Source organism: Marichromatium sp. AB32, from assembly GCF_003718675.1.
Taxonomy (GTDB): Bacteria; Pseudomonadota; Gammaproteobacteria; order Chromatiales; family Chromatiaceae; genus Marichromatium; species Marichromatium gracile.
This window is the reverse complement of the sequence record NZ_RHFJ01000001.1, coordinates 131,061-153,360: the sequence shown is the minus strand read 5'-3', so window position 1 is coordinate 153,360 and position 22,300 is coordinate 131,061. Positions and strand designations below refer to the sequence as shown.

The 22,300-nt window shown below is 66.2% G+C and carries 24 protein-coding genes and 2 pseudogenes; 19 read left to right on the top strand and 7 right to left on the bottom strand.

Annotation, left to right across the window (positions count from 1 at the left end; all coding sequences use genetic code 11):
• Window position 1 precedes the first annotated feature (1 nt).
• The 5 genes from EBL85_RS00775 (at window position 2) to EBL85_RS00755 (ending at window position 3,233) form a co-directional block, all read left to right on the top strand.
• Window positions 2-745 carry a flagellar motor protein gene (locus tag EBL85_RS00775; protein ID WP_123140795.1) on the top strand — a complete coding sequence of 248 codons (744 nt, stop codon included), beginning with the start codon at window positions 2-4 and terminating at the stop codon, window positions 743-745.
• A gap of 8 nt (window positions 746-753) precedes the next feature.
• A complete protein-coding gene (gene motD, locus EBL85_RS00770) occupies window positions 754-1,689 on the top strand; it encodes a flagellar motor protein MotD (RefSeq protein ID WP_123140794.1) in 936 nt (311 codons plus the stop codon).
• Window positions 1,690-1,766: 77 nt separating this feature from the next.
• On the top strand, window positions 1,767-2,252 hold the full coding sequence (locus EBL85_RS00765) for a chemotaxis protein CheW (protein ID WP_123140793.1): 486 nt from the start codon (window positions 1,767-1,769) through the stop codon (window positions 2,250-2,252).
• Window positions 2,253-2,323: 71 nt separating this feature from the next.
• Window positions 2,324-2,719 carry a hypothetical protein gene (locus tag EBL85_RS00760; RefSeq protein ID WP_123140792.1) on the top strand — a complete coding sequence of 132 codons (396 nt, stop codon included), beginning with the start codon at window positions 2,324-2,326 and terminating at the stop codon, window positions 2,717-2,719.
• A gap of 67 nt (window positions 2,720-2,786) precedes the next feature.
• Window positions 2,787-3,233, top strand: a complete 447-nt coding sequence (locus EBL85_RS00755) for a DUF2802 domain-containing protein (RefSeq protein WP_123140791.1) — start codon at window positions 2,787-2,789, stop codon at window positions 3,231-3,233.
• A 32-nt stretch (window positions 3,234-3,265) separates the two neighbouring features.
• On the opposite strand, the gene EBL85_RS00750 is transcribed toward EBL85_RS00755, so the two are convergent.
• The 6 genes from EBL85_RS00750 to flgA form a co-directional block, all read right to left on the bottom strand.
• Window positions 3,266-3,580 carry an EscU/YscU/HrcU family type III secretion system export apparatus switch protein gene (locus EBL85_RS00750; RefSeq protein WP_123140790.1) on the bottom strand — a complete coding sequence of 105 codons (315 nt, stop codon included), beginning with the start codon at window positions 3,578-3,580 and terminating at the stop codon, window positions 3,266-3,268.
• A complete protein-coding gene (locus tag EBL85_RS00745; RefSeq protein ID WP_123141877.1) occupies window positions 3,577-4,461 on the bottom strand; it encodes a flagellar hook-length control protein FliK in 885 nt (294 codons plus the stop codon). The genes EBL85_RS00750 and EBL85_RS00745 overlap by 4 nt, the downstream gene beginning before the upstream one ends.
• Before the next feature lie 500 nt (window positions 4,462-4,961).
• Window positions 4,962-5,672 carry a flagellar brake protein gene (locus EBL85_RS00740; RefSeq protein ID WP_123140788.1) on the bottom strand — a complete coding sequence of 237 codons (711 nt, stop codon included), beginning with the start codon at window positions 5,670-5,672 and terminating at the stop codon, window positions 4,962-4,964.
• A gap of 64 nt (window positions 5,673-5,736) precedes the next feature.
• Window positions 5,737-6,213 carry a flagella synthesis protein FlgN gene (locus EBL85_RS00735; protein ID WP_062274522.1) on the bottom strand — a complete coding sequence of 159 codons (477 nt, stop codon included), beginning with the start codon at window positions 6,211-6,213 and terminating at the stop codon, window positions 5,737-5,739.
• A gap of 26 nt (window positions 6,214-6,239) precedes the next feature.
• Entirely contained in the window at window positions 6,240-6,551 is a 312-nt protein-coding gene (gene flgM, locus EBL85_RS17155) for a flagellar biosynthesis anti-sigma factor FlgM (protein WP_165913552.1), read from the bottom strand.
• A gap of 100 nt (window positions 6,552-6,651) precedes the next feature.
• A complete protein-coding gene (gene flgA, locus EBL85_RS00725) occupies window positions 6,652-7,401 on the bottom strand; it encodes a flagellar basal body P-ring formation chaperone FlgA (RefSeq protein ID WP_123140786.1) in 750 nt (249 codons plus the stop codon).
• A gap of 257 nt (window positions 7,402-7,658) precedes the next feature.
• On the opposite strand from flgA, the gene EBL85_RS00720 reads away from it, so the two are divergent.
• From EBL85_RS00720 to flgL, 14 genes and pseudogenes are all read left to right on the top strand, one after another.
• Window positions 7,659-8,591, top strand: coding sequence for a chemotaxis protein CheV (locus EBL85_RS00720; RefSeq protein ID WP_123140785.1), 933 nt, complete (start codon window positions 7,659-7,661; stop codon window positions 8,589-8,591).
• Window positions 8,592-8,716: 125 nt separating this feature from the next.
• Window positions 8,717-9,529, top strand: coding sequence for a protein-glutamate O-methyltransferase CheR (locus EBL85_RS00715; protein WP_123140784.1), 813 nt, complete (start codon window positions 8,717-8,719; stop codon window positions 9,527-9,529).
• Window positions 9,530-9,780: 251 nt separating this feature from the next.
• Window positions 9,781-10,185 (top strand): flagellar basal body rod protein FlgB, encoded by a 405-nt coding sequence (flgB, locus tag EBL85_RS00705; RefSeq protein WP_123140783.1) that lies wholly within the window; start codon window positions 9,781-9,783, stop codon window positions 10,183-10,185.
• A gap of 3 nt (window positions 10,186-10,188) precedes the next feature.
• Entirely contained in the window at window positions 10,189-10,608 is a 420-nt protein-coding gene (gene flgC, locus EBL85_RS00700) for a flagellar basal body rod protein FlgC (RefSeq protein ID WP_123140782.1), read from the top strand.
• 10 nt (window positions 10,609-10,618) lie between these two features.
• Window positions 10,619-11,299: a flagellar hook assembly protein FlgD gene (locus EBL85_RS00695; RefSeq protein WP_123140781.1), complete on the top strand. Its 681-nt coding sequence runs from the start codon at window positions 10,619-10,621 to the stop codon at window positions 11,297-11,299.
• Window positions 11,300-11,375: 76 nt separating this feature from the next.
• Window positions 11,376-12,179: pseudogene (locus EBL85_RS17370) on the top strand (flagellar hook-basal body complex protein); the annotation flags it as partial.
• Window positions 12,180-12,470: 291 nt separating this feature from the next.
• A pseudogene (locus EBL85_RS17365) lies at window positions 12,471-13,235 on the top strand (flagellar hook protein FlgE); the annotation flags it as partial.
• Window positions 13,236-13,258: 23 nt separating this feature from the next.
• Window positions 13,259-13,999, top strand: a complete 741-nt coding sequence (locus tag EBL85_RS00685; RefSeq protein WP_123140779.1) for a flagellar basal body rod protein FlgF — start codon at window positions 13,259-13,261, stop codon at window positions 13,997-13,999.
• A 30-nt stretch (window positions 14,000-14,029) separates the two neighbouring features.
• Window positions 14,030-14,821 carry a flagellar basal-body rod protein FlgG gene (flgG, locus tag EBL85_RS00680; protein ID WP_123140778.1) on the top strand — a complete coding sequence of 264 codons (792 nt, stop codon included), beginning with the start codon at window positions 14,030-14,032 and terminating at the stop codon, window positions 14,819-14,821.
• A gap of 20 nt (window positions 14,822-14,841) precedes the next feature.
• Window positions 14,842-15,534: a flagellar basal body L-ring protein FlgH gene (gene flgH / locus EBL85_RS00675; RefSeq protein WP_123141875.1), complete on the top strand. Its 693-nt coding sequence runs from the start codon at window positions 14,842-14,844 to the stop codon at window positions 15,532-15,534.
• Window positions 15,535-15,556: 22 nt separating this feature from the next.
• Window positions 15,557-16,699, top strand: coding sequence for a flagellar basal body P-ring protein FlgI (locus tag EBL85_RS00670; RefSeq protein ID WP_123141874.1), 1,143 nt, complete (start codon window positions 15,557-15,559; stop codon window positions 16,697-16,699).
• A gap of 2 nt (window positions 16,700-16,701) precedes the next feature.
• Entirely contained in the window at window positions 16,702-17,757 is a 1,056-nt protein-coding gene (flgJ, locus tag EBL85_RS00665) for a flagellar assembly peptidoglycan hydrolase FlgJ (RefSeq protein ID WP_123140775.1), read from the top strand.
• A 98-nt stretch (window positions 17,758-17,855) separates the two neighbouring features.
• Window positions 17,856-20,558 (top strand): flagellar hook-associated protein FlgK, encoded by a 2,703-nt coding sequence (gene flgK, locus EBL85_RS00660; protein WP_123141873.1) that lies wholly within the window; start codon window positions 17,856-17,858, stop codon window positions 20,556-20,558.
• 22 nt (window positions 20,559-20,580) lie between these two features.
• Window positions 20,581-21,831 (top strand): flagellar hook-associated protein FlgL, encoded by a 1,251-nt coding sequence (flgL, locus tag EBL85_RS00655; protein WP_123141872.1) that lies wholly within the window; start codon window positions 20,581-20,583, stop codon window positions 21,829-21,831.
• Here flgL and EBL85_RS00650 read toward each other — a convergent pair.
• Complete coding sequence (locus tag EBL85_RS00650) at window positions 21,828-22,223, bottom strand: flagellar protein FliT (protein WP_123141871.1); 396 nt, start codon at window positions 22,221-22,223, stop codon at window positions 21,828-21,830. The two genes, flgL and EBL85_RS00650, sit on opposite strands and share 4 nt — an antisense overlap.
• Between the last annotated feature and the right edge of the window lie 77 nt (window positions 22,224-22,300).

The following is a 22,300-nucleotide window of genomic DNA, read 5'->3' as shown; positions in this document are numbered from 1 at the left end:
GATGGATGTCCTGACCCTGGTCGGGCTCCTGCTGGGGCTGGTGGCCGTGGTCGGGGGCTCCATCGCCAAGGGCAGTGGGCTGGGCGCGCTGTGGAATCTCGCCGCCTTCACCATCGTGGTGATCGGGACCCTGGGCGCGGCACTGGTCCAGGCCCGCCTGCCGGTATTCCGTCATGCATTGCGCATCCTGCCCTGGGTGGTGCTTACCCCCAGGCTCGATCCCCTGGCGATGGTCAAGCGCCTGGTCGACTGGGCGCATCTGTCTCGTCGTGAGGGACTGCTCGGTCTCGAGGCACTCTCCGAGCAAGAGACCGATCCCTTCGTCCGCAAGGGGTTGCAGCTGCTCGTCGACGGCACCGAGCCCCAGGTGCTGAGACAGATCCTCGAGTCGGATCTCGACAATCGTGAGCACTTCGACCTGCAGGGTGCCAGGGTCTTCGAGAGTATGGGGGTCTATGCCCCGACCCTCGGCATCATCGGGGCGGTGATGGGGTTGATGGCGGTGATGCAGAATCTGGCCGACCCGAGCAAGCTTGGCCCGGGGATTGCTGCAGCATTCGTGGCCACCATCTACGGGATCGCCTCGGCCAACCTGCTGTTCCTGCCGGTGTCGAACAAGCTCAAGGGCTTGATCCAGGCGCGCGTCAATTATCAGACGATGCTCCTCGAGGGGTTGGTGGCGATCGCAGAGGGTGAGAACCCGCGCAACATCGAGAACAAGCTGAGCGGCTTCATCCAGCGTTGAGGCGGTCCATGGCGCGACGGCGCAGATACGACGACCATACCAACCATGAGGCCTGGGCCATCCCCTACGGGGATCTGGTGACCCTGCTGATGGCCTTCTTCGTGGTGATGTATGCGGTCTCGAGCATCGATGCTGGCAAGTATCGAGTGCTTTCCGACTCGCTGGAGCAGGCCTTCGGGTCGCAGCCCAAGGTCTCGCCGATACAGATCGGTGAGCCGTTGCCGGGCGATGCCTTGATCGGTGAGGACATGCGCCGCACGCTCGCCCCGATCAGCAGCAGCCTGGCGCTGCTCGACCCGGCGCTGCTCGATCCTCTGGTCGACATGACCGATGTGTCCGCCGATCTCGCGATGCGCAGCATCCTCGAGGGGGGAGGGGATGTGCGCAGGCGCGAGATACTACGCGAGATCGGCGAGATGGCCGGTGAGATCGAAGGGGCGCTCGGCGGGTTGGTCGATGACGGGCGTATTCAGGTCGACCGTCAGGCCTATTGGCTGGAGATCGAGATCAACACCAGCCTGCTGTTCCTCAGTGGCTCGGCGACCCTCGAGCCGGCGGCCCTGCCGGTCCTGGAAGAGGTGGCCAAGGTGCTGGCAAAGCGCGATTCGCGCATCCATGTCGAGGGGCATACCGATGATCTGCCGATCGGTAACTCGATCTACCCCTCGAACTGGGAGCTGTCATCGGGGCGCGCGGCGACGGTGGTCAATCTGTTTGCGCAGAATGGCGTCGATCCCCGTCGCATGGTGGCGATCGGTTATGGTGAGTTCCAGCCTGTCGCCTCCAACGACACCGCCGAGGGGCGGGCGCGCAATCGGCGTGTGGCCATCGTGGTGCTGCCGGGGCCGCCGCCGCGTTCTCACGAACGCGTCGAGCCCGAATGGCTCAAGCGTGATCATATTGTCCCCGAGGTGGACGAGTTCGGCGCCGTACCCGGGGATTGATCCGGGCGCCGCCGCCGACCATCATTCAGAATGACCTCCGGCGGTGCGTGACGGCCGGACATCAAGGCGAGGAATCCATGAGCGAACCAAACACCCAGACCAACACCGCGGGCACCTCCTCCTCCTTCGTAACCTTCAGCCTGGCAGAGGAGACCTATGCCATCGATGTGCTGCAGGTTCAGGAGGTGCTCAAGATCACCGAGATCGCGCCGGTGCCCGGCGTGCCCGATTACATCCTCGGGATCATCAACCTGCGTGGCGACGTGGTCACCGTGATCGATGCGCGCCGGCGCATGGGGCTGCCGCCGCGTGCGCCCGATGAAGCCTCGCGCATCGTCATCATCGACATCGACAACCAGAATGTCGGCATCCTGGTCGATGCGGTGGCGGAGGTCGTGCAGATCGATGCCGACTCGGTCGATCCGGCGCCGGCGGTGGGCAATGACCAGAGCAGTCGCTTCATCCTCGGCGTGACCAGTACCGAGGAGGGGCTGACGATCCTGATCAGCCTCGAGAAGCTGCTCTCCGATGACGAGTGGGAGCTGGTACGTAGCGTCGGCTGATCCTGGGTGCCGCGGGTGCATGGCCCGCGGCTTCCGGCCAGGGGTGGTCGAGGCGGCTCAGGAGGGAGTGTATGAGCGATCCGATCAAGCCGATGCTACCCGTCCAATCCGGTCTCAGGGGACGCGACTCGGACGAGGACCAGGGGCAGGCGGCCGCGCTGTGGAGCCCTTTGCTGCGTCGCCGAGCCGGGCTGCGCGAGCGTCGTCAGATCGAACGGCGCCAGGGCGAGCGTCGTCGACTCGAGCGTCGCAGCATGGAACGCCGTTCAGAGGAGCGTCGTGCCGGCGCGCCACGCGCGCTGGAACGTCGCCGGCAGGAGCGGCGGCAGGGGGAGCGGCGGCTGGGCGATCGACGACGAACTGAGCGTCGCCGTCCCGGCGATGATCCACCGACCTCGGGTGGAAGCGGTGTGTCGCGCCGACTGATCGGCAGGAAACGTCGGGGGTTCATCGATGAGTATGCCTAGCCGGGAAGCCGGGTCGCGACCTGTATCGCGGCCGCGCCTCGCCGCTGACCGCTGAGAGCCTGGGCCCTTGATCAGTCTGGCGGAAATCCTGGCCATCCTGGCACTGCTGGCGGCAGCGCTCGCGCTCGCCGCCTTCGTCTATCTGTGGCGCGAAACACGCAGGTTGCGGCGCGACCTGAGGCGTTTTGATCCCGTGCTGCAGACCTTGCATCGCGACCTTCGGGTGATCGCCGGCGAGAGCTTCCATCGCGGTCAGGATCGGGTGATGCTGGTCAATGCCCTGGAGCGCCTGGCCGATCAGCAGCAGGAGATGCGCCTCGAGATGCGCATGCGCGATGCCGATCAGAGTCCCTATGCCCAGGCGATCAAGCTCATCCGCAATGGCCAGAGCCGGGAGCAGGTCCGTCGACTCTGCGCCCTGACCGACGCCGAACTCGAACTGCTCTTCGGCCTGCATGGCCACGGAATCGGTGGTGAGTACGCCTCCGATCGGCTGTCCGACACGGGTTCCTGAGAGCGCCTGGGCGTCGGCGCGCCTCTCGATCTTCAGTCCTGCTCGTGCGGCTCCTGGTGTTGCTGGCGCGGGTCGATTCCGGCAAGTGCGAACACGAATGCCAGGACCTCGGCGACGGCGACATAGAGTTCCGCCGGGATCTCGTCGCCGATCGGGATCTGTGCCAATGCCTCGGCGAGCTGGCGGTCGGCGTGCAGCGGGATGTCGTGGGCCTCGGCGATACGCACGATCTGCTCGGCGGTGACGCCCAGCCCCGAGGCGGTGATGCGTGGCGCGTTGCGCGTGTCCCAGTGCAACGCGACCGCCTTGCTCGGCGTCTCCTCGGGAAGATCATCGTGCTTGCTCATGCCTGCTCGCTGATCAGTGGCCCGGGGTGACGCGTCGGGTTCGCCGTCTGGCCCTGGCCCGCGTGCAGGGCGGTGACCTCGAGTTCACGCGCCTCGAGCTGTTCGCGCAGCAACGGCAGTCTGCTGCGCAGCAGCGCCGCGGTCGGCGCGCGCTCGGCCAGCAGGCTCGCGCTCAACCGCTGCCCCTTGAGGGTCAGGCGAATCGAGAGCGGGCCGAGTTCGGCCAGATCCAGCCGCAGCCGGATCGTCCACCCAGCCTCCTCGACCTCGCCTTGTCTTCGCTCGCGTTCGATCTCGGCCTGAACGGTGCCGACACCGCCGCTGTGTCGATAGGGCAGGTCGAGCACCCAGCGCGGCTGTTCGGCCTCCTGCTCCAAGGGTTGTAGCTGGAGGCTGACGAGCTGCTTGAGCATGCCTTCGGTCTCGTGCTCCAACGCCTTACCGGCGTTGATCACGGCGGGCGTGGCGGTGCGGGCCGTGGTGTCGGCCGCATCCCGGTTGTGACGCCTGATCTGGTCGGCGAACTGCAACAGCTGTGCCTTGAGATCCTCACCGAGACTCGCATCGGTGAGCGCTCCGGGTGTGAGCGCGAGTTGCGCGAGCCGGGCCTCGAGCCAGATCCCTGATCCCTCGACGGCACGCTGCAGTCCGCCGGGCTCAGTGAGTGTGCTGGGGCCGGGCAGGCGGCTGATCAGACGCTCGAGTCGGTCGTTGAGTGGGACGGCGGCGGTGCTCGGGGCCGGTGTCTGCCCCTTGGGTTGGGCCGTGCCGATGGCCTCCTGGGTCGTGAGTCGTCTGCTCCATTCGGTGAGGGTCTCGGCGAGTGCGCGTGCCTGTGGCAGGTGCAGCCTGACCTGTTGGGTGAGCCAGTCGCGTGTCATCGTCTCGCTGTTTGCAAGCGTTGCCGAAGGGGGCGCGAGCGGTGCGGGAGGCGGTTGGGCGGGGAGTAGCCGTAGCGTCGGGATCGGGCGCAGCGCGATGACCTCGGCGGTTGGCCGCGTGGGCAGGGGCGCGGCGTTCGGTTGGGGCGGCGGCGTTGATGTCGATGTCGCCGCCCCCGGGAGCTGAGGACTGGGCTGTGGGGCGCTGGCCTGTGCTGGCGACTGCGTGGATGGCAGTGGTGCCAGCAAGCGCAGTTGCAGCGGGGCCGACCAGCTGGTGCCCGGGCCCGGGGGACGGACCCGGGCGAAGACCTCTCCCGGGGCGGGCGCTGGGGTGCGGTTCGGTGTGGCGAGCTCGAGCTCGAGCTTCAATCCGATGGTCAGCTCCAGGGCCTGTCGTACCGTGGCGCTGCCCTGCATCCGGCTGCTGCTCAGCAGCTGCAGCAATGGTTGACCTGGGATGGGTTCGCTCATGCGGGCCGTGATGCGGGGCTCGCGGGTCAGACCGCGACCTTGCGCGCCTCACGCTGATAGTGGAGGGTTGCGCGCATCAGCGCGCGCTCGGTGCCCTGATCGAGATTGACGATACGAAAACCGGCGGCGAAGCGCCCGGGCTCGGCCACGGGGCGGCTGTTGATCAGGACTGCCTCGCCGGTCAGCGGTGCGTTCAGGACCGGCAGCTGCATCCCCGAGTAGTGCAGCAGGGTGCCGGGCTCGACCCGTGCGATATCGCTCCAGTCGACCTCGAGACAGAAGCCCTTGGCCGAGAGGTCGAGCAGCCGGCCGTTGAGCGTATCACTGGAGTTGACGTGGTGCAGACGAACGTGACGGATCTCGCCAAAGGGCAGGGCGGCGCGGAAGATCTCGCGACGCTGCAGATAGTTGAGTGCCTCGGGGTAGGGGCAGGCGTAGAGCGCGATGCCGTCCTCCTCGAGGATGTCGGCCACCCGGGTCGAGAAGCGGATCGCGATCCCGCGCAGGTTGCCATAGACGCGGATCTCATGGGCCTGGCCGACCTGCTGATGTCCCTCCTCGGGGTGGAGTTCGTCGAGAAACAGTGTGCGCTGTTCACCATCGAGACGGATCAGCGAGGAGGCGAACAGCGGGCCGTCGGGATCGAGACGGACGTTGACCACCAGCAGCCGGTGATTCATGTCGCTGAGGATGGTCGAGATCCGTCCGGGGTTGGTGATCAACTCTTCTGCGGCCATGATGCTGCTCGGTCTGTGGTTGGCGGAGGGGCCGTCCGGCTCCGGCCAGGGCGAGGTCGGCCTGTCAGGCGCGGCTGATGGTGCGACTGTGCGGGGTGCCGTTGTTGGCCTGGCCGCGCGGGTCGTAGGTGGTGGCGTTGGGGTCCTCGCCGCGGAGGATGCGCAGCGACAGGGTGACGCGCTTGCGATCACGATTGATCAGTGTGGCATTGGTGCGGTTGAGTTGGTCGCAGCGCACCACGTAGCCCCGCAGCGCATCCCAGCGCGGGGTGAGGTCGCGTCGTGGATCAACGCGCTCGAGCAGCCGCTCCACGCCCTGGGCGTCGAAGGTGTAGCCGGTGTCCTCGACCCATTGCTTCATGCGTAACGTCTCTTCCTCGAGCTGGTCGGCGAGCTGCTGCTTGCCGGCGACGACGCGCTGCAATTCATCGGGATCGCGCAGCTCGATCGCCCGGGTCTCGTCGAGCAACGCCTGCTCCAGACGGGTCGCCAGGGCGATCGCCGTTTCGAGCGAGTGGGCGAAGGGACCGGTGTGCTCCATGGGCCAACCTCAAGTCAGACGGTGATTCAGGCCAGCAGTTGCTCGAACTCGATGACGCTGTCGGCGAGCTGCTGGTTGTCGATCGGATAGCGCCCCTCGGCGATGGCCTGCTTGATCTTCGCGACCTTGGCCTCGTCGATCGGCGGCTCGGTCGATTCGCCCCGCGATGCGCTCATGCTCTTGGCCGCTGAGGTCAACGTGACCGTCTCCCCACCCTCGACGCCCGGACGTGCCTGGGCCTCGCCCTCGGGCGCCTTGGCGCCACCGCGCACGCCGTTGCCGGCGGAGTTGTTGCCTTCGGTGCGAAACGCGGTCGTGGTGAGGTTCTTGATGTCCATTGGCGTTGCTTCCGATCGACGTGGGCTCACAGCTGATAACGGCCGTCGACCAGGAAACTGTAGTCCATTGTCGTGTGCCCGTCGCAGCCCCACCATATGGCTACAATGGTACGTGGATATGCCCGGAGGGTTCCACATAGCCTTCGACGATCCGGCGCGAGGAGCGGTTGCGCACGCGGATGCGCTCTCCCGCCGCTCCATCCTCGAGCGCCTCGCCGGACATTCGGACCATCAGGCCGCCGTCTCCCGAGTAGATGGTGACGAGCTGTCCGCGCTCGACGAGCTTGCGCGGGGCGACGTGGGCGCTGGTGATGACTTGCCCCGGAGTGAGCGCGCGGCGCGCTTCCATGCCGATCACGGCGTTCGGGTCCCTGAAGTAACCACCGCTCAGGCTCGAGACCTCCTGGCGTTCACGCCGCAGGTCGGTTGCCTGGATACGCTGCTCGCGGGCGATCGGCCTGGCGACCACCACGACCTGGGTGTGGCGCTCGATACGGGCGGGGACGAAGATCGACCATTGCACCGGCTCGGAGCAGCGCAGGTTGACGGTGGTCGAGCCGCTGGTGCGGGCGCCGGGGGCGAGACTGGCGTTCGGCGTACGATCACACCGCGCCAGTCGCAGGCGGGCGTCGATCTGGCCGACCAGGACCTCGATCTCGTCCGTCCCCGTCGTTTGGGTGATCGCCGAGAGATAGGTGGCCACGGTATCGCGGAGTCGCTCGACCGACTCGATCTCGCCAGCCTGGGGGTGCTGCGCTGGCCACAACAGCAGGCTGAGGAGACCGGCGAGGGCGATCGCCAGGCTGATGGTGCGCCGTGTCGGGTTGTCGATAGAGGTGGATGGTTGCATGGGGATCACCGCTGAATGGATGCTGGCGGGGTGCCGACGCGCCGGGTCGGCTGTCCGATACGCCATGGCATGCAGAAATCGCGCCTGAGCGTAGCCCGGGGCAGGGTCGGTGGTGGCGTCTCGTTGGGTCATGATGCCCCGGAGAGACGAGTGGGAGAGGACGGCTGCGCCGAATTCGTTCATGAAGCCTGTCGGCTTAGGCTATCATGCTCAGGCATGATCACCCGGGCCGGCGGGCCTCGACTTGGAGGTGGTAGATGAGTCAGTTTATTGACGACGTCGATCAACGTACCCGCATGGTGGGGCAGAATCGCATGGAGCTGCTGCTGTTCCACCTCGGCAGCGACCAGACGTTCGGTATCAATGTGTTCAAGGTTCGCGAGGTGATCGCTCGCCCCAAGCTGCAGCAGTTGCCCGGGGCGAGCGCGATCGTGCGCGGCGTGGCGACGATCCGTGACCGCACGGTCTCGATCATCGATCTGGCGCAGGCCATCGGCTTCGTCGACCGGCCGGGGGATGATACCGATGCCAAGGTGATCGTCACCGAGTTCAACCGTTCGGTGCAGGGCTTCTGGGTCTCGGCGGTGGATCGTATCGTCAACGTCAACTGGGAGACGGTGAAGCCGCCGCCACGAGGGACCGAACAGGAAAGCTATCTGGTGGCGGTCACCGAGGTCGAGGGGCGGCTGGTGCAGATCATCGATGTCGAGCGGGTGTTCGCTGCCATCAATCAGCTCAAGGAAGATGTCTCGGAGACCACCCTGGAGCGGGCCGAGCACATCGATCATCACAAGTCGATCCTGGTGGTCGACGACTCGATGGTCGCGCGCAAGCAGATCGAGCGCGCCATTGGCGAGATCGGTTTCCAGGTCGAGACCCGCTCCGATGGTCGCGCCGCGCTCGACTTCCTCGAGGAGCTGGCCGAGACTGGCGCTGTCTCGGACACCATCGAGATGGTGATCTCCGACATCGAGATGCCGCGTATGGACGGCTATACCCTGACCCGCAAGATCCGCGACAATAGCAAGCTCAAGGATCTGCCGGTGGTGCTGCACTCCTCGCTGAGCGGGCAGTTCAACGCCGATATGGTCAAGCGCGCCGGGGCCGATGACTTCCTGCCGAAGTTCGATCCGGACGAGTTGGCCGCGATGGTGATGAAGCATGGTGGCCGACCCGCGGACGACTCCTGAGCGAGATGGCCCTTACAGTCTTCCTGATGCATAGAAAGTGTGAGTATTCCATTGAGTGATTCGATCAGCGTGGTCCTGCGCCAGTGCATGGCGGATGCGAACGGACGTTTGGCCAGAGGTCTGTCGTGATAGATCCGCAAGACTACGCAGAATTCTCGCGCTTTCTCTCCGAGTGCTGCGGCTTGGTGCTGGGTGAGAATCGTCAGTATCTCGTCTCCAGTCGGCTCTCACGCCTGCTCGGTGAGTTCTCCTTCTCCAGTGTCGAGGAGCTGCTGCGCGCGCTGCGCCGCTCTGCGGACCCGACGCTCAAGTCGCGTGTGATCGACGCGATGACCACCAACGAGACCTCATGGTTTCGTGATGTCTATCCGTTCGAGATCCTGCGCCACGTGGTCCTGCCCGAGCTGGCGGAAAAGAAACGCCCGATCCGCATCTGGTCGGCGGCCTGCTCGAGCGGTCAGGAGCCTTACAGCATCGCCATGGTGCTGGCCGAGTGGGAGCAGAGCTTTCCGCCGAAGAACATCCAGACCAGCGTGCTCGGCACCGATCTCTCCGATACCGTGCTCGCCGAGGCGCGTGGTGGTGTCTACGATGGGCTTGGGATCGTGCGCGGCCTGAGCAAGGAACGGCGCGACCGTTTCTTCGAGACCGTGCCCAACGGGCATCGCATCAAGCCCGATATCCAGCGTCGGGTCCGCTTCCAGAAGCTCAACCTGATGGAGTCCTATGCCGCGCTCGGCAAGTTCGAGATCGTCTTCTGTCGCAACGTGCTGATCTATTTCTCGGCCGAGACCAAGCGTCGGGTTTTTGACGGCATTGCCAAACAGATGGAGCCGGGTGGCTATCTCTTCGTCGGAGCCTCCGAATCGGTCGGCTCCTATACCAACGCCTTCGAGATGGTCCGCACGCCAAAGGGCGCCGTGCTCAGGCGTCGTTAGCGCCTCTCTACGACCCCGCTCGCGCTCCTGTCTGTTCGCGGCGGGGTCGTCTCCAGCCTCCAGCCTCCAGCCTCCAGCCTCCAGCCTCCAGCCTCCAGCCTCCAGCCTCCAGCCTCCAGCCTCCAGCCTCCAGCCTCCAGCCTCCAGCCTCCAGCCTCCAGCCTCCAGCCTCCAGCCTCCAGCCTCCAGCCTCCAGGTTGGCCTAATGTTTGCATTGTCTTCGGCAAGTCAATGCCACAGGCGTGTTCCACATGAGTCTTTCACTCGACAAGGCACTGGGGATCCAGCCCGCGGCGGTACGGGTGCGGGCACAGCGTCTGGAGCTGCTGGCCTCGAACCTCGCCAACGCGGACACCCCGAACTACAAGGCACAGGACATCGATTTCAGGTCTGCGCTCGCCACCCAGGTCGAGCGTGACGATCTGTTGCCACTGGAGCAGACCCGGCAGGGCCATCTGCCGCTGCCGCGCGCGGATCTGGACTCGGCGATGGCGCCGCTCTATCGCATCCCGTCGCAGCCGTCGCTTGATGGCAACACCGTCGACCCGCAGTTCGAGCGCGCCGCCTTCGCCGAGAACGCCATGCAGTTCCAGAGCAGCCTCGAGTTCCTCAATCGTCGGGTTTCCGGCATCCGCTCCGCACTACGCAAGGAGTAAGGCATGAGCACCCTATTCAGTGTCTTCAATACCTCGGCCTCGGCGCTGACCGCGCAGTCGGTGCGACTGAATACCGTCGCTTCAAACCTGGCCAACGCCAATACCGCGGCGAGCTCGCCGGAGGAGACCTACAAGTCGAAGCAGGTGCTGTTCCAGACCCTGCTCGATCGCAGCGACCCCACGGGCGCGGCCCGCCCGGTGCGGGTGGCCGATATCGTCGACTCTACCGCCGAGCCGATCCCGACCTTCGAGCCCAACCACCCGCAGGCCAATGAGGAGGGCTATGTGTTCCGCCCGGCGATCAGCGTCGTCGAGGAGATGGCCAACATGATGTCGGCCTCGCGCAGCTACGAGGCCAACGTCGAGGTGATGAACACCTCGCGCCAGCTGTTGCAGCGCACCCTGCGCATCGGTCAGAGCTAGGAGCCTCGCCATGAGTGAAATCAATACCGACGTGCTCACTGGGCTGGGGCTCAGCAGTTACGAGGGCACCAAGAAGGAACCGATCGACAACTCGCTCGGCCAGGAGGACTTCCTCAAGCTGATGACCACCCAGCTGTCCAACCAGGACCCGCTCAACCCGATGGAGAACGGCGAGTTCATCGGCGAGCTGGCGCAGTTCTCCACCGTCACCGGCATCGAGGAGCTGACCGTCGCCTTCGAGTCGTTGGCGCAGTCGTTCAGCCAATGGCAGACCCTGCAGGGCGCGTCCCTGGTCGGTCGCGATGTACTGGTGCCGGTCGAGGACTTCGAGTTCCAGTCGGGGGAGACGGTGGCGGGAGCGATCAGTCTGCCGAGCTCCGGGACTGGCGTTACGGTCGACGTCTACAACGATGCGGGACAGGTGGTGCGCTCGATGGATCTCGGTACCCAGGCATCGGGCTTGCATGACTTCACCTGGGACGGCTTGACGAACGACGGAACGGAGGCGCCCAGCGGCACCTACGAGTTCAAGTCCAGGGCGCTGCTCGGCGAGAGCACCGAGGCGCTCTACACCCTGGTCAGTGGCGAGGTCAGCAGCGTCGCCCTGGGCGGGGAGGACAGTGGCCTGGTGCTCCAGGTGCAGGGGCTCGGCAACGTCGACTTCAACAGTGTGTTCCGCATCGGCAGTTGACGCGCGCATGGATGCGGCGCGCCGGTAGACCCTGGGACGTCATCGCAGATATCAGCTCTAGTTCAGGAGACGCATCATGCCTTTTCGCATCGGACTCAGTGGTCTGAACGCCGCCTCGGCCGACCTCGAGGTCACGGGTAACAACATCGCCAACGCCGGCACCGTCGGCTTCAAGGAGTCGCGCGCCGAGTTCGCCGACGTCTTCGCCAACTCCTACGGCGACATCACCAAGACCGCCATCGGCTCGGGCGTGCGTCTGGAGGCGGTGACCCAGCAGTTCAGCCAGGGCAACATCGATTTCACCGACAACGCGCTCGATCTCGCGATCAACGGTGAGGGCTTCTTCGTGCTCAACGACAACGGCGAGCAGCTCTACACCCGCGCCGGGGCCTTCCAGGTCAACCGCGACGGCTTCGTCGTCAACAGCGCCGGCCAGCGTCTGCAGGTGTTCCCGCCGGTCGAGAAGAACAGCCCCGACCCCGGTTTCAGCACCGGTCAGTTGAGCGACCTCCAGCTCGACTTCGGTGACAATCCGCCGCGTCCGACCTCGGAGATCGACATGTCGATCAACCTCAGCTCGGAGGCCGAGCAGATCGTCGACGAGGAGGCGGGGGTGATCAATGTGACGGCCGATCCCGCCAACACCGGCGCGGTGACCGAGTCGCGGGTCTATGTGGTCGATTCGAGCAACCCGAACTATCTCAACCCGTTCACCCTCACCTACGACGCGACCAACGATGAGTACACCTATGATGACGGGACCGGTACCCAGGTCCCGGTCGCGGCGGAGAATGTCGTGGTCAGTGGCGACAAGACCACGATCACCGTCAATGGCTGGGCGATGGAGCTGTACGGCACACCCGCCGATGGCGATCAGTTCTCGACCGCGCCCGAGGCGACGGCCACCGTGGGGAGCGCCAACACCAGCGCGGTGACCGTGAGCGGTCTGGCGGTACTCGACTCCTCGGACCCCGATATCCTCGATCCGGCGACCCTGGTCTATCAGGGGGCGAACGCGGCTGGTGACGAGCAGTATCTGCTCAACGGCAAGCTGGTGCTGGCCACGGTGAGCGGTGGCCAGCACGTCATCTCCGAGAACGGCTGGGAGCTGACGCTGTCTGCCCAACCCGATGTCGGCGACGAGTTCAGCGTGGCCTTCGAGCCCGGGGCCCCGGTGAAGTTCGACCAGACCGATCCGGAGACCTATCAGTACTCCACCGCGCTGACCCTCTATGACTCGCTCGGCGCGCCGCGCACCGCGACCATGTACTTCGTCAAGACGGAGAACACCCTGGAGTGGGAGGCCTATGTCGATCTCTCCGGGTCGAACCTGTCGCCGCCGCAGCCGCAAGGCCCGGTGAAGCTCACCTTCGACTCCAACGGGGTGATGACCAGTCCGACCACGGCGACCGACTTCACCTTCGATCTCGCCAACTACGACCCGGTCAATGGCGGTCTGCTCGGTGAGATCGACCCGGTCACGGGCGAGGCCACCGGGGTGGTCTCGATCGACTTCTCCGACATCACCCAGTTCGGCCCCGACTACTCGGTCGACGATCTCAACCAGGACGGCTTCACCACCGGGCGTCTGGTCGGTTTCGACGTCGACCAGTCGGGTGTGGTGTTCGCCCGCTACACCAATGGTCAGGCGGCGGCGCTGGGACAGGTGGCGCTGGCCAACTTCACCAACCCGCAGGGCCTGCTGCAGCTCGGTGACAACAACTGGGCGGAGTCCTATGCCGCCGGCGACGTGGTCTACGGCGAGGCCGGCACCAGCAGTCTGGGGCTGGTGCAGTCGGGCGGGCTCGAGGCCTCCAACGTCGATCTCGCCGAGGAGCTGGTCAACCTGATCATCGCGCAGCGCAACTATCAGGCCAACGCGCAGACCATCTCCACGGCCGACGCCATCACCCAGACCATCATCAACATCCGCTGAGTCGCGGATCACGGGGCTGAGTCATGGATCGTTTTCTGTACATCGCGATGTCCGGGGCCAAGGAGAATCTCTACGCCCAGAGCATCAACAACCACAACCTGGCCAACGCCGACACCCACGGCTTCCGCCAGGCGCTGGCAGACGCCTACACCGCGCCGGTACGCGGGCCGGTGTATCCGTCGCGCGACTATGTACAGGTCGGCAACGAGGCCATCGACTTCACCCCGGGGCCGCTGCAGAGCACCGGGCGCGATCTCGATGTCGCCGTCCGCGGCGAGGGCTTCATCGCCGTGCAGGCCGCCGACGGGGGCGAGGCCTATACCCGCGCCGGCAACCTGCACGTCGACAGCGTCGGTATCCTGCGTACCGAGCGCGGGTTGCCGGTGCTCGGTGACGGCGGGCCGATCGCGGTGCCGCCCTTCGAGTCGATCCTGATCGGCACCGACGGCACCATCACCGTGCGCCCGCAGGGCGCCGCCCCGAACACCCTGGCCGCGGTCGAGCGCATCCGCCTGGTCAAGCCCGATACCGACAACCTGATGCGGACCGACGATGGCCTGATTCGTGCAAAGGATGGTCAACCGGTGCCGCCGGATGCCGGTGTCCAGGTGGTCACCGGGATGCTCGAGGGCAGCAACGTCAATACTGTGGCGGCCCTCACCCGGCTGATGGAGCTTTCCCGGCACTTCGAGATGCAGGTCAAGATGATGGACACCGCAGACAGTCTCGAACAGACCAGCAATCAGTTGCTGGGGATCAGTTAACCGCGTTCGCGCCAGTACAGGAGTCGCACCATGAATCGTGCCCTCTGGGTCGCCAAGACCGGACTCGACGCGCAGCAAACGCGTATGTCGGTCGTCTCCAACAATCTTGCCAACGTCAACACCACTGGCTTCAAGAAGGGGCGGGCGGTGTTCGAGGACCTGCTCTACCAGACCGTGCGCCAGCCCGGTGCCCAGGCCACCCAGGAGGCACAGCTGCCCTCGGGTCTGACCCTGGGGACCGGCGTGCGCACCGTGGCCACCGAGAAGCTGTTCAACCAGGGCAACCTGATCCAGACCGAGAACGCCCTCGACATGGCCATCGAGGGGCGGGGCTTCTTCCAGATCCTGCTGCCCAGCGGCGAGATCGGCTATACCCGCGACGGCTCCTTCCAGCTCAACGCCGACGGCGAGGTGGTGATGTCCAACGGCTATCCGCTGCAGCCGGGGCTGGTGGTCCCCGAGGACACCCAGTCGCTGACCATCGGCAAGGACGGCACCGTCACCGCCCAGTTGCCCAACCAGCCCGAAGGGGTCCAGCTGGGGATCGTCCAGTTGGCCGACTTCATCAACCCCGCCGGGCTGCAGCCGATGGGCGAGAACCTGTTTCTCGAGACCGGGGCCTCGGGTGCGGCGCAGCAGTCCAATCCCGGGCTCAACGGCATCGGCACCGTGATCCAGGGTTCGCTCGAGAGCAGCAATGTCAACATCGCCGAGGAACTGGTCAACATGATCGAGACCCAGCGCGCCTACGAGGTCAACTCCAAGGCCGTCTCCGCCGCCGATCAGATGCTGCAGTTCGTCAACAACAACCTGGCCCGCTGAGGGCCGGGACGAGGCACCGCATGAACACCCGCCCACTGATGACATTGGCACTGATCTCCTCCGCACTCTCCGGGTGTGCCAGCCTCGATCCGCCGCGCCCCGGCGACTCGCCCGAGTACCAGACGGTGGCCCCGACCACGGCCGCTGCCAGCGCATTCAACACCGGCTCGATCTTCCAGCAGGGTCGTGCCAAGACCCTGTTCGAGGACTACAAGGCGCGGCGGGTCGGCGATATCCTCACCGTCGAGCTCGCCGAGAGCACCAATGCCCAGAAGACCGCCGAGACCTCGACCTCCAAGGATTCCGGTTACTCGATGGATCTCGGCAGCGTCAGCATCGCCGGTCGTCCGGTGACCGCCGGCGGTGCCTCGCTGTTCGCCGCCGAGTCGAACGCCGGACGCACCTTCGACGGTGCCGGCGACTCCAAGCAGAGCAACCAGCTCACCGGCAGCATCACCGTGACCGTGGCCCAGGTGCTGCCCAACGGCAATCTGGTGGTGCAGGGCGAGAAGTGGCTGGGGATCAACCAGGGTCAGGAGTACGTCCGGCTGCGCGGCATCGTGCGCCCGGTCGATATCAGCGCCACCAATACGGTGCAGTCGACCCAGGTCGCCAATGCCCAGATCTACTACGGCGGCACCGGCGCGCTGGCCGACAGCAATGGCCCGGGATGGCTCACCCGGATCGCCAACAGCCCGCTGTTCCCCTTCTGATGGCGCGGGCAAGAGGTTCGACATGAACGATCGCAGTCTCGCCCTTGTGTTTTCGCTGCTGCTCGGTGTGTTCGCGCCGTTTGCACTGGCGGGCAACACCTATGCACCGGATGATGCCCGGGTGGCGCGGGTCAAGGATCTCGCCACCATCTCCGGGGTGCGCGACAACCAGCTGCTCGGCTATGGCCTGGTGGTCGGGCTCGACGGCACCGGCGACCAGACCACCCAGACCCCCTTCACCATCCAGACCATGAAGAACATGCTCGGCCAGCTCGGCATCACCTTGCCGGCCGACGTCAATCCCCAGCTCAAGAACGTCGCCGCGGTGATGGTGACCGCCGATCTTCAACCCTTCGCCAAGCCGGGGCAGCGCATCGACATCACCGTCTCGTCGATGGGTAATGCCAAGAGCCTGCGTGGTGGCACCTTGCTGATGACCCCGCTCAAGGGCGCCGATGGCGAGATCTATGCCATCGCTCAGGGCAACCTGATCGTCGGCGGTTTCGGCGTCGAGGGCGCCGACGGCAGCCGGGTCACCGTCAATGTCCCGAGCGTCGGACGTATCCCCCGGGGGGCGACGGTCGAGCGCGAGGTGCCGAGCGCCTTCGCCCAGGGCGGGCTGATGGTGATGAACCTGCACCGTCCCGACTTCACCACCGCCAGCCGCCTCGCCGAGGCGGTCAATCGCACCTTCGGCAACGACGTCGCCCAGCCGATGGACGCCTCTTCGGTACAGATCCATGCCCCGATCGACCCGGGTCGCCGGGTCGACTTCGTCGCCACCCTGGAGAACCTGGAGGTGGAGACCGGGGAGCCGGCCGCCCGGGTGGTGATCAACTCACGTACCGGCACCGTGGTCATCGGCTCCGGGGTACAGGTCTATCCGGCCGCCGTCTCGCACGGCAGCCTCACCGTGACCATCAGCGAGGACGCCCTGGTCTCGCAGCCGCAGCCGCTCGGCGGCGGTCAGACCGCGGTGGTGCCCGATACCGGCATCGACGTGACCGAGGAGAACAACCGCATGTTCCTGTTCGCCCCGGGGACCTCGCTCGACGAGATCGTGCGCGCGGTCAACAACGTCGGCGCCGCGCCCGGCGATCTGGTGTCGATCCTCGAGGCGCTGCGCGAGGCCGGCGCGCTGCGCGCCGAGCTGGTGGTGATCTAGTCATGCTGCCGCTCGACTCCACCTCCGCACTCACCGCCCGGGCGGGACTCGGCAACCGTCTGGCCGCCGATCCGGCGAGCCTGAAGTCGCTCGGTGCCGTGGTGCGGCGTAACGATGCCGCCGCGCTCGATACCGCCGCGCGCGCCTTCGAGTCGTTGCTGGTCGGGCAGATGCTCAAGCAGATGCGCACCGCCTCGCTCGGCGAGGGCATCCTCGACTCGCAGCACAGCCGCATGTACCAGGAGATGCACGATCAACAGATCGCGGCGAACCTGAGCGATGGGCGGGGGTTGGGCATCCGTCAGGCGCTGCTGCGCCAGCTCTCGCCGTCCGGGCCGGCGGTGAGCGCCGAGAGCGGCGCCGAGCGCACCCTCGCCGTCCCCGAACGCACCCCCTGGTTGCGGCGGCTGCATCCGGCGGAGAGCTCGACGGACGCGGCACCGACCGCCCGGAGCGAGGAGGCCGCGTCGGGTGCGACCTCGACGGGCATCGCCCGCGCCGGGGAGGGGCGCTGGCCGCCGCGCAACCCGCAGGAGTTCCTCGACTATCTCGCCCCGCACGCCGAGCAGGCCGCCGCGCGACTGGGTGTCGATCCACATGTGCTGCTTGCACAGTCGGCGCTGGAGACCGGCTGGGGGAAGCACGTGCCGCGTCATGCCGATGGCAGCAGCAGCTTCAACCTCTTCGGCATCAAGGCCAATCGCGCCTGGCAGGGCGAGCGCGTCTCGGTCGGCACGCTCGAGTATCGTGACGGCGTGGCCCGGCGCGAGCAGGCGCGCTTTCGTGCCTACCCGAGTCCCGCCGGTTCATTCGAGGACTATGTCGATTTCCTCCAGCGCAATCCTCGTTATGGTGATGCGCTGGCCCATGCCGACTCGCCGCGCGATTTCGTGCGTGGGTTGCAGCGCGCCGGCTATGCCACCGATCCGCGCTATGCTGAGAAGATCCTCGGCATCCATGCCAAGCTGCGACGGATGAGCGCCGAACAGGCCACGGAAGCGCCTGCCGCGCCTCAAGTTTCCACGGCGCCGGCCGATAAGACTCGAGTGCGAGGGTAGATGATGCGGGGTGTTCAGCAACAGGGTCCAGTGGAGTGGTCGATCGTGGTTGACGGCGGCCAGGCATCCATCAACCGGCAGATCCACGGGAGACGGGTATGAGTATTCTGGGGACGGGGGTATCGGGGCTGCTGGCCTTCCAGCGCGCGCTCTCCACCACCGGGCACAACATCGCCAATGCCGCCACCGAGGGCTATACCCGCCAGCGCGTCGACTTCAGTACGCGTACGCCGCAGTTCACCGGTGGGTATTACGTCGGTCAGGGCGTCACCGCCGACGGTATCCGTCGCATCCAGGACGATCTGGTCGACGCCCGGCTGCGCACCAGTCTCTCGGACAACGGCTATGGCTCGGTGCGCGCCGAGTATGCCGAGCGGGTCGACAGCCTGCTCGCCGATGCCACCACCGGCATGGCGCCGGTGCTGGAGAACTATTTCGCCGCCGTCCAGGATGTCGCCGACGACCCGACCGCGATCGCCGCGCGCACCGCATTGATCGGCGAGGCAGAGTCGCTCTCCGCGCGCTTCTCCCGCGTCAACGGCGAGATCGAGGAGCAGCGCGGCCTGCTCAACGGCGAGATCCGTTCGAGCGTCGACGAGATCAACCAGCTCACCGCGGCGATCGCCGAGCTCAACACCCAGGTCGTCACCGGCGATTCGCGCGGCAGCCAGCCCAACGACCTGCTCGACCAGCGCGATCTGCTGCTCAACCAGCTCGCCGAGAAGGTCGATCTCAACACCACGGTGCAGGACGACGGTTCGGTCAACGTCTTCGTCGGCAACGGTCAGGCGCTGGTCACCGGCGGGAATGCGGCCGAGCTGGTCGCGCGCTCCTTCTCCGGTGACGGCAACATCGATATCGGACTCAAGACCTCCGGGGGCGATCAGCCGGTCGACATCTCGCGCTTTGTGACCGGCGGAGAGCTCGGCGCCATGCTCGAGACGCGTACCGGGATCCTCGACGAGGCGCAGAACACCCTGGGATTCATCGCCCTCAACCTGGGCGCCGCCTTCAACCAGCAGCACACCCTCGGTGTCGACCGTGACGGCAACCTTGGCGGCGAGCTCTTTGCCATCCCCGAGCCCGATGTCTATCCGACGCCCGGCAATGCCGCCAGTGGTCAGCTCGAGGTCACCCTCGAGGACGTCGGCGAGCTGACGCAGAACGACTACCGGCTGCGCTTCACCGGCAGCGCCTACCGTCTCGAAACCCTCCCCGATGGCACCGATGTGCCGCTGACGCCCGATCCCGACGACCCGGATGTCCTCACCGGTGGTGGATTACGTATTGATACCGGGGATCTCTCCGGCGCCGCCTCGCGCGATCAGTGGCTGATCCAGCCGACGCGGGGCGCGGCCGATTCGCTGGAGGTGCTGATCAGCGATCCGGAGAAGATCGCTGCCGCCGGCGCCATGGTCGCCGATGCCGGCGATCTCAATGCCAGCGCGGTGCAGATTGCCTCGGTCGTCGCCGTCGACGGCGACGACCCACGGCTGCTCAACAGCGCCGTGGTCGGCTACAACGGCTATGGTTATACCCTCGATGGTGTCGAGCTGCCGCCGAGCGCGGTCAACGTCGACGAACAGGGCTTCACCACCATCAGCGCCAATGGCTGGGCGCTGACCCTCGATGGCACGCCCGAGGTCGGTGACGAGTTCTCCGTCGCTGGCAATGGCGGGGTGGATATTGTCCTCGGCCAGGATAACCTGCGCCCGGATGTCGTCAGCCGCAGCGTCATCGACACCACCGACCCCGATCTGCTCGACGAGGTGGTGATCGAGTTCGACGGCACCGACTACACCCTCGACGGCGTTGCCCTGACACCACCGGACCTCACCACGCTGCCCTCGGGCAACATCCAGATCACCGCCAACGGCTGGCAGCTCGAGCTGCAGAACGCCTGGATCGCCGGTGATCGCTTCACCGTCGGTGGCGGCGGCACCTTGGCGGTGACGCCGGACGCCGGTAACACCGGCACGGCGGCGGTGCTCGAGAGCCGTGTCACCGATCCCGAGGCCGATTTCTCGACCGCCTCGACCCTGGCCTTCAACGGTACCAACTACGTCCTTGACGGCACCGTGCTGCCGAATTCCGCGGTCGAGGTGGCGCCGGACGGCAACACCACCACGATCACCGCCAATGGCTGGGCGCTGACCCTCGACTCGCAGCCCGCCGCGGGTGACCAGTTCGACATCGGCGGGCTTGCCGAGATCGCCGTCTATCCCGATCCGGCCAATGGTGTCAGCGCCGCCGAGGTGCGGGTGACCGACAGCGAGCACCCGCGTTTTGCCGACACCGTCGAGCTGAGCTACGACGCCGCCACCTTCCAGTACAGTCTCGATGGCGTGCCGCTGCCGACCTCGGCGGTGAGCGGGAGCGCCGATGGCCGGGTGACCATCGCCGCCAATGGTTGGGAGGTCACGCTCGAGCGCGCGCCCAATGACGGCGAGGTCTTCGAGATCTCCGGCAATGTCCAGCGCGAGGGCGACAACCGCAACATGCTCGAGCTGACCCGGCTCCAGGACGCGCGCATCCTCGAGGGCGACGAGAGCATCCAGAACGGCTACAACAGCCTGATCTCCGAGGTCGGCACCCAGACCCGTCAGGCACAGATCGTGCGTGATGCCAGTGCCACCCAGCTCGAATCGGCCCAGGCCCAGCGTGAGTCGATCTCTGGGGTGAACCTCGACGAGGAAGCGGCCAATCTGTTGCGCTACCAGCAGGCCTATCAGGCCTCGGCGCAGGTGATCGCCACGACCAGCACCCTGTTCGACACCCTGATCAACGCGGTCAGGCGTTAAGCCCCGCGGAGGCGAGCCCAGCATGCGAATCTCCACCCAACAGGCCTTCCAGAGCGGCGTCACGGCGATGCAGCGGGCGCAGTCCGAGCTCAGCCACACCCAACTGCAGCTGTCCACCGGTCGGCGCATCCTCACCCCTGCCGACGACCCCGCGGGGGCGACCCAGGCCGGTCAGCTCAATGCCGCGATCCGCGCCAACGAGCAATATCAGCGTAACGCCGACTATGCCCTGCCGCGTCTTGAGCAGGAGGAGGCGAGCATCATCGCCATGGAGAACCTGCTGCAACGCGCCCGCGAGCTGGTGCTCGCCGGCAACAACGATACCCAGAACGACCAGACCCGTAGCTATCTCGCCAGCGAGATCCATCAGCTGCGCGATGATCTCATCGACATCGCCAACACCAGAGACGCCAACGACGAATACCTGTTCGCCGGGACCCGCTCGTTCGTCCAGCCCTTCAACAAGGAGGCCGACGGCTCGGTCGGTTATGTCGGCGCCCAGGGGGCTGGCGCGGTACGCGAGGTCGAACTCTCGTCGACCAGCACCATCACCGTCGGTGACAGTGGCGACGTCCTCTTCATGGATCTGCCCGAGCGCAGCGGCCTGGTACTCGAGGCGCAGCAGCCGCTTGGCAATACCGGCTCGCTGGTGGTCGAGGAGACGCGGATCAGGGATCGTGAGGACTTCGATGCCACCGCCGGTGAGCGCTTCGAGATCCGCTTCGCCGAGAATGCCGGGACCATGGAATATTCCGTGGTCGACGACCTCGGTAATGTCGTGCTCGACAAGAGCGGCACGCCGATCCAGGGCGTTGCCTACAACAGCGGCGATGCGATCGAGTTCGCCGGGCGCAGCGTGACCCTGACCGGCGCGCCGGCCGATGGCGATACCGTGGTCTCGCGCCCGGCCGAGCACCGTGACATCTTCGCCACCCTTGACGAGATCGCCACCGCGCTGGAGACCCCGGTGAGCGATCCCGAGGTCCGCGCCCGGCTCTCCGAGTCGGTCGAGATCGCACTCGGCAATATCGACTCGGGTCTCGATCGGCTCAGCGATGTCAGGAGCACGGTCGGCTCCCGGCTACAGACGCTCGACACCCAGACCGAACTCAATGCCGAGCGCGAACTCAATCTCGAGAGCACCCTCTCCGACATCCAGGACGTCGACTATGCCGAGGCGATCAGCCGCTTCAGACTGCAAGAAGTGGTCCTTCAGGCCGCGCAGCAGACCTATGTGCAGGTCAATCGGCTGTCGCTGTTCGACTTCCTCTAGGAGGTCTTGGGTCCACCTTGATCCTGTCCGGGATTGCCATAGGCCTTGCGCATCCGCTGCGCGGTATGCGCCGACCCCGGGTTGTCCTGCGGTTTGGTCTGGCGCTCGCCGTCCTCGGCCGCACGCAGTCGCTGCAGCTTGCGCAGCACCTTCGTCCGTTCGTTGATGGCACGCGTCTCGGCGTGGCCCTCTTGTTCGAGAATGTGCTGCAGGCGCTGGCGCTCGCTTGCGCTCCATGTCTCGGGTTTGAGGTCCGTGCCGAGTCGCTGGATCAGTGCCCGACGTCGCTTCTGCAGCGTCTCGACGAGCGCCCAGTCGGCGCCCGTCGCCGCCCCCACCAGCTGTTCGGTGGCCTGCTCGAGTTCGGTGATCAGATCGGTGTGCATGGTCATGGTCGAGGCCTCTCGTCGCTTGCTCTCGGGGTGCTCGATCCCTGTTCGGACTGTGCCACCCGGGGACGTCCCGGGCA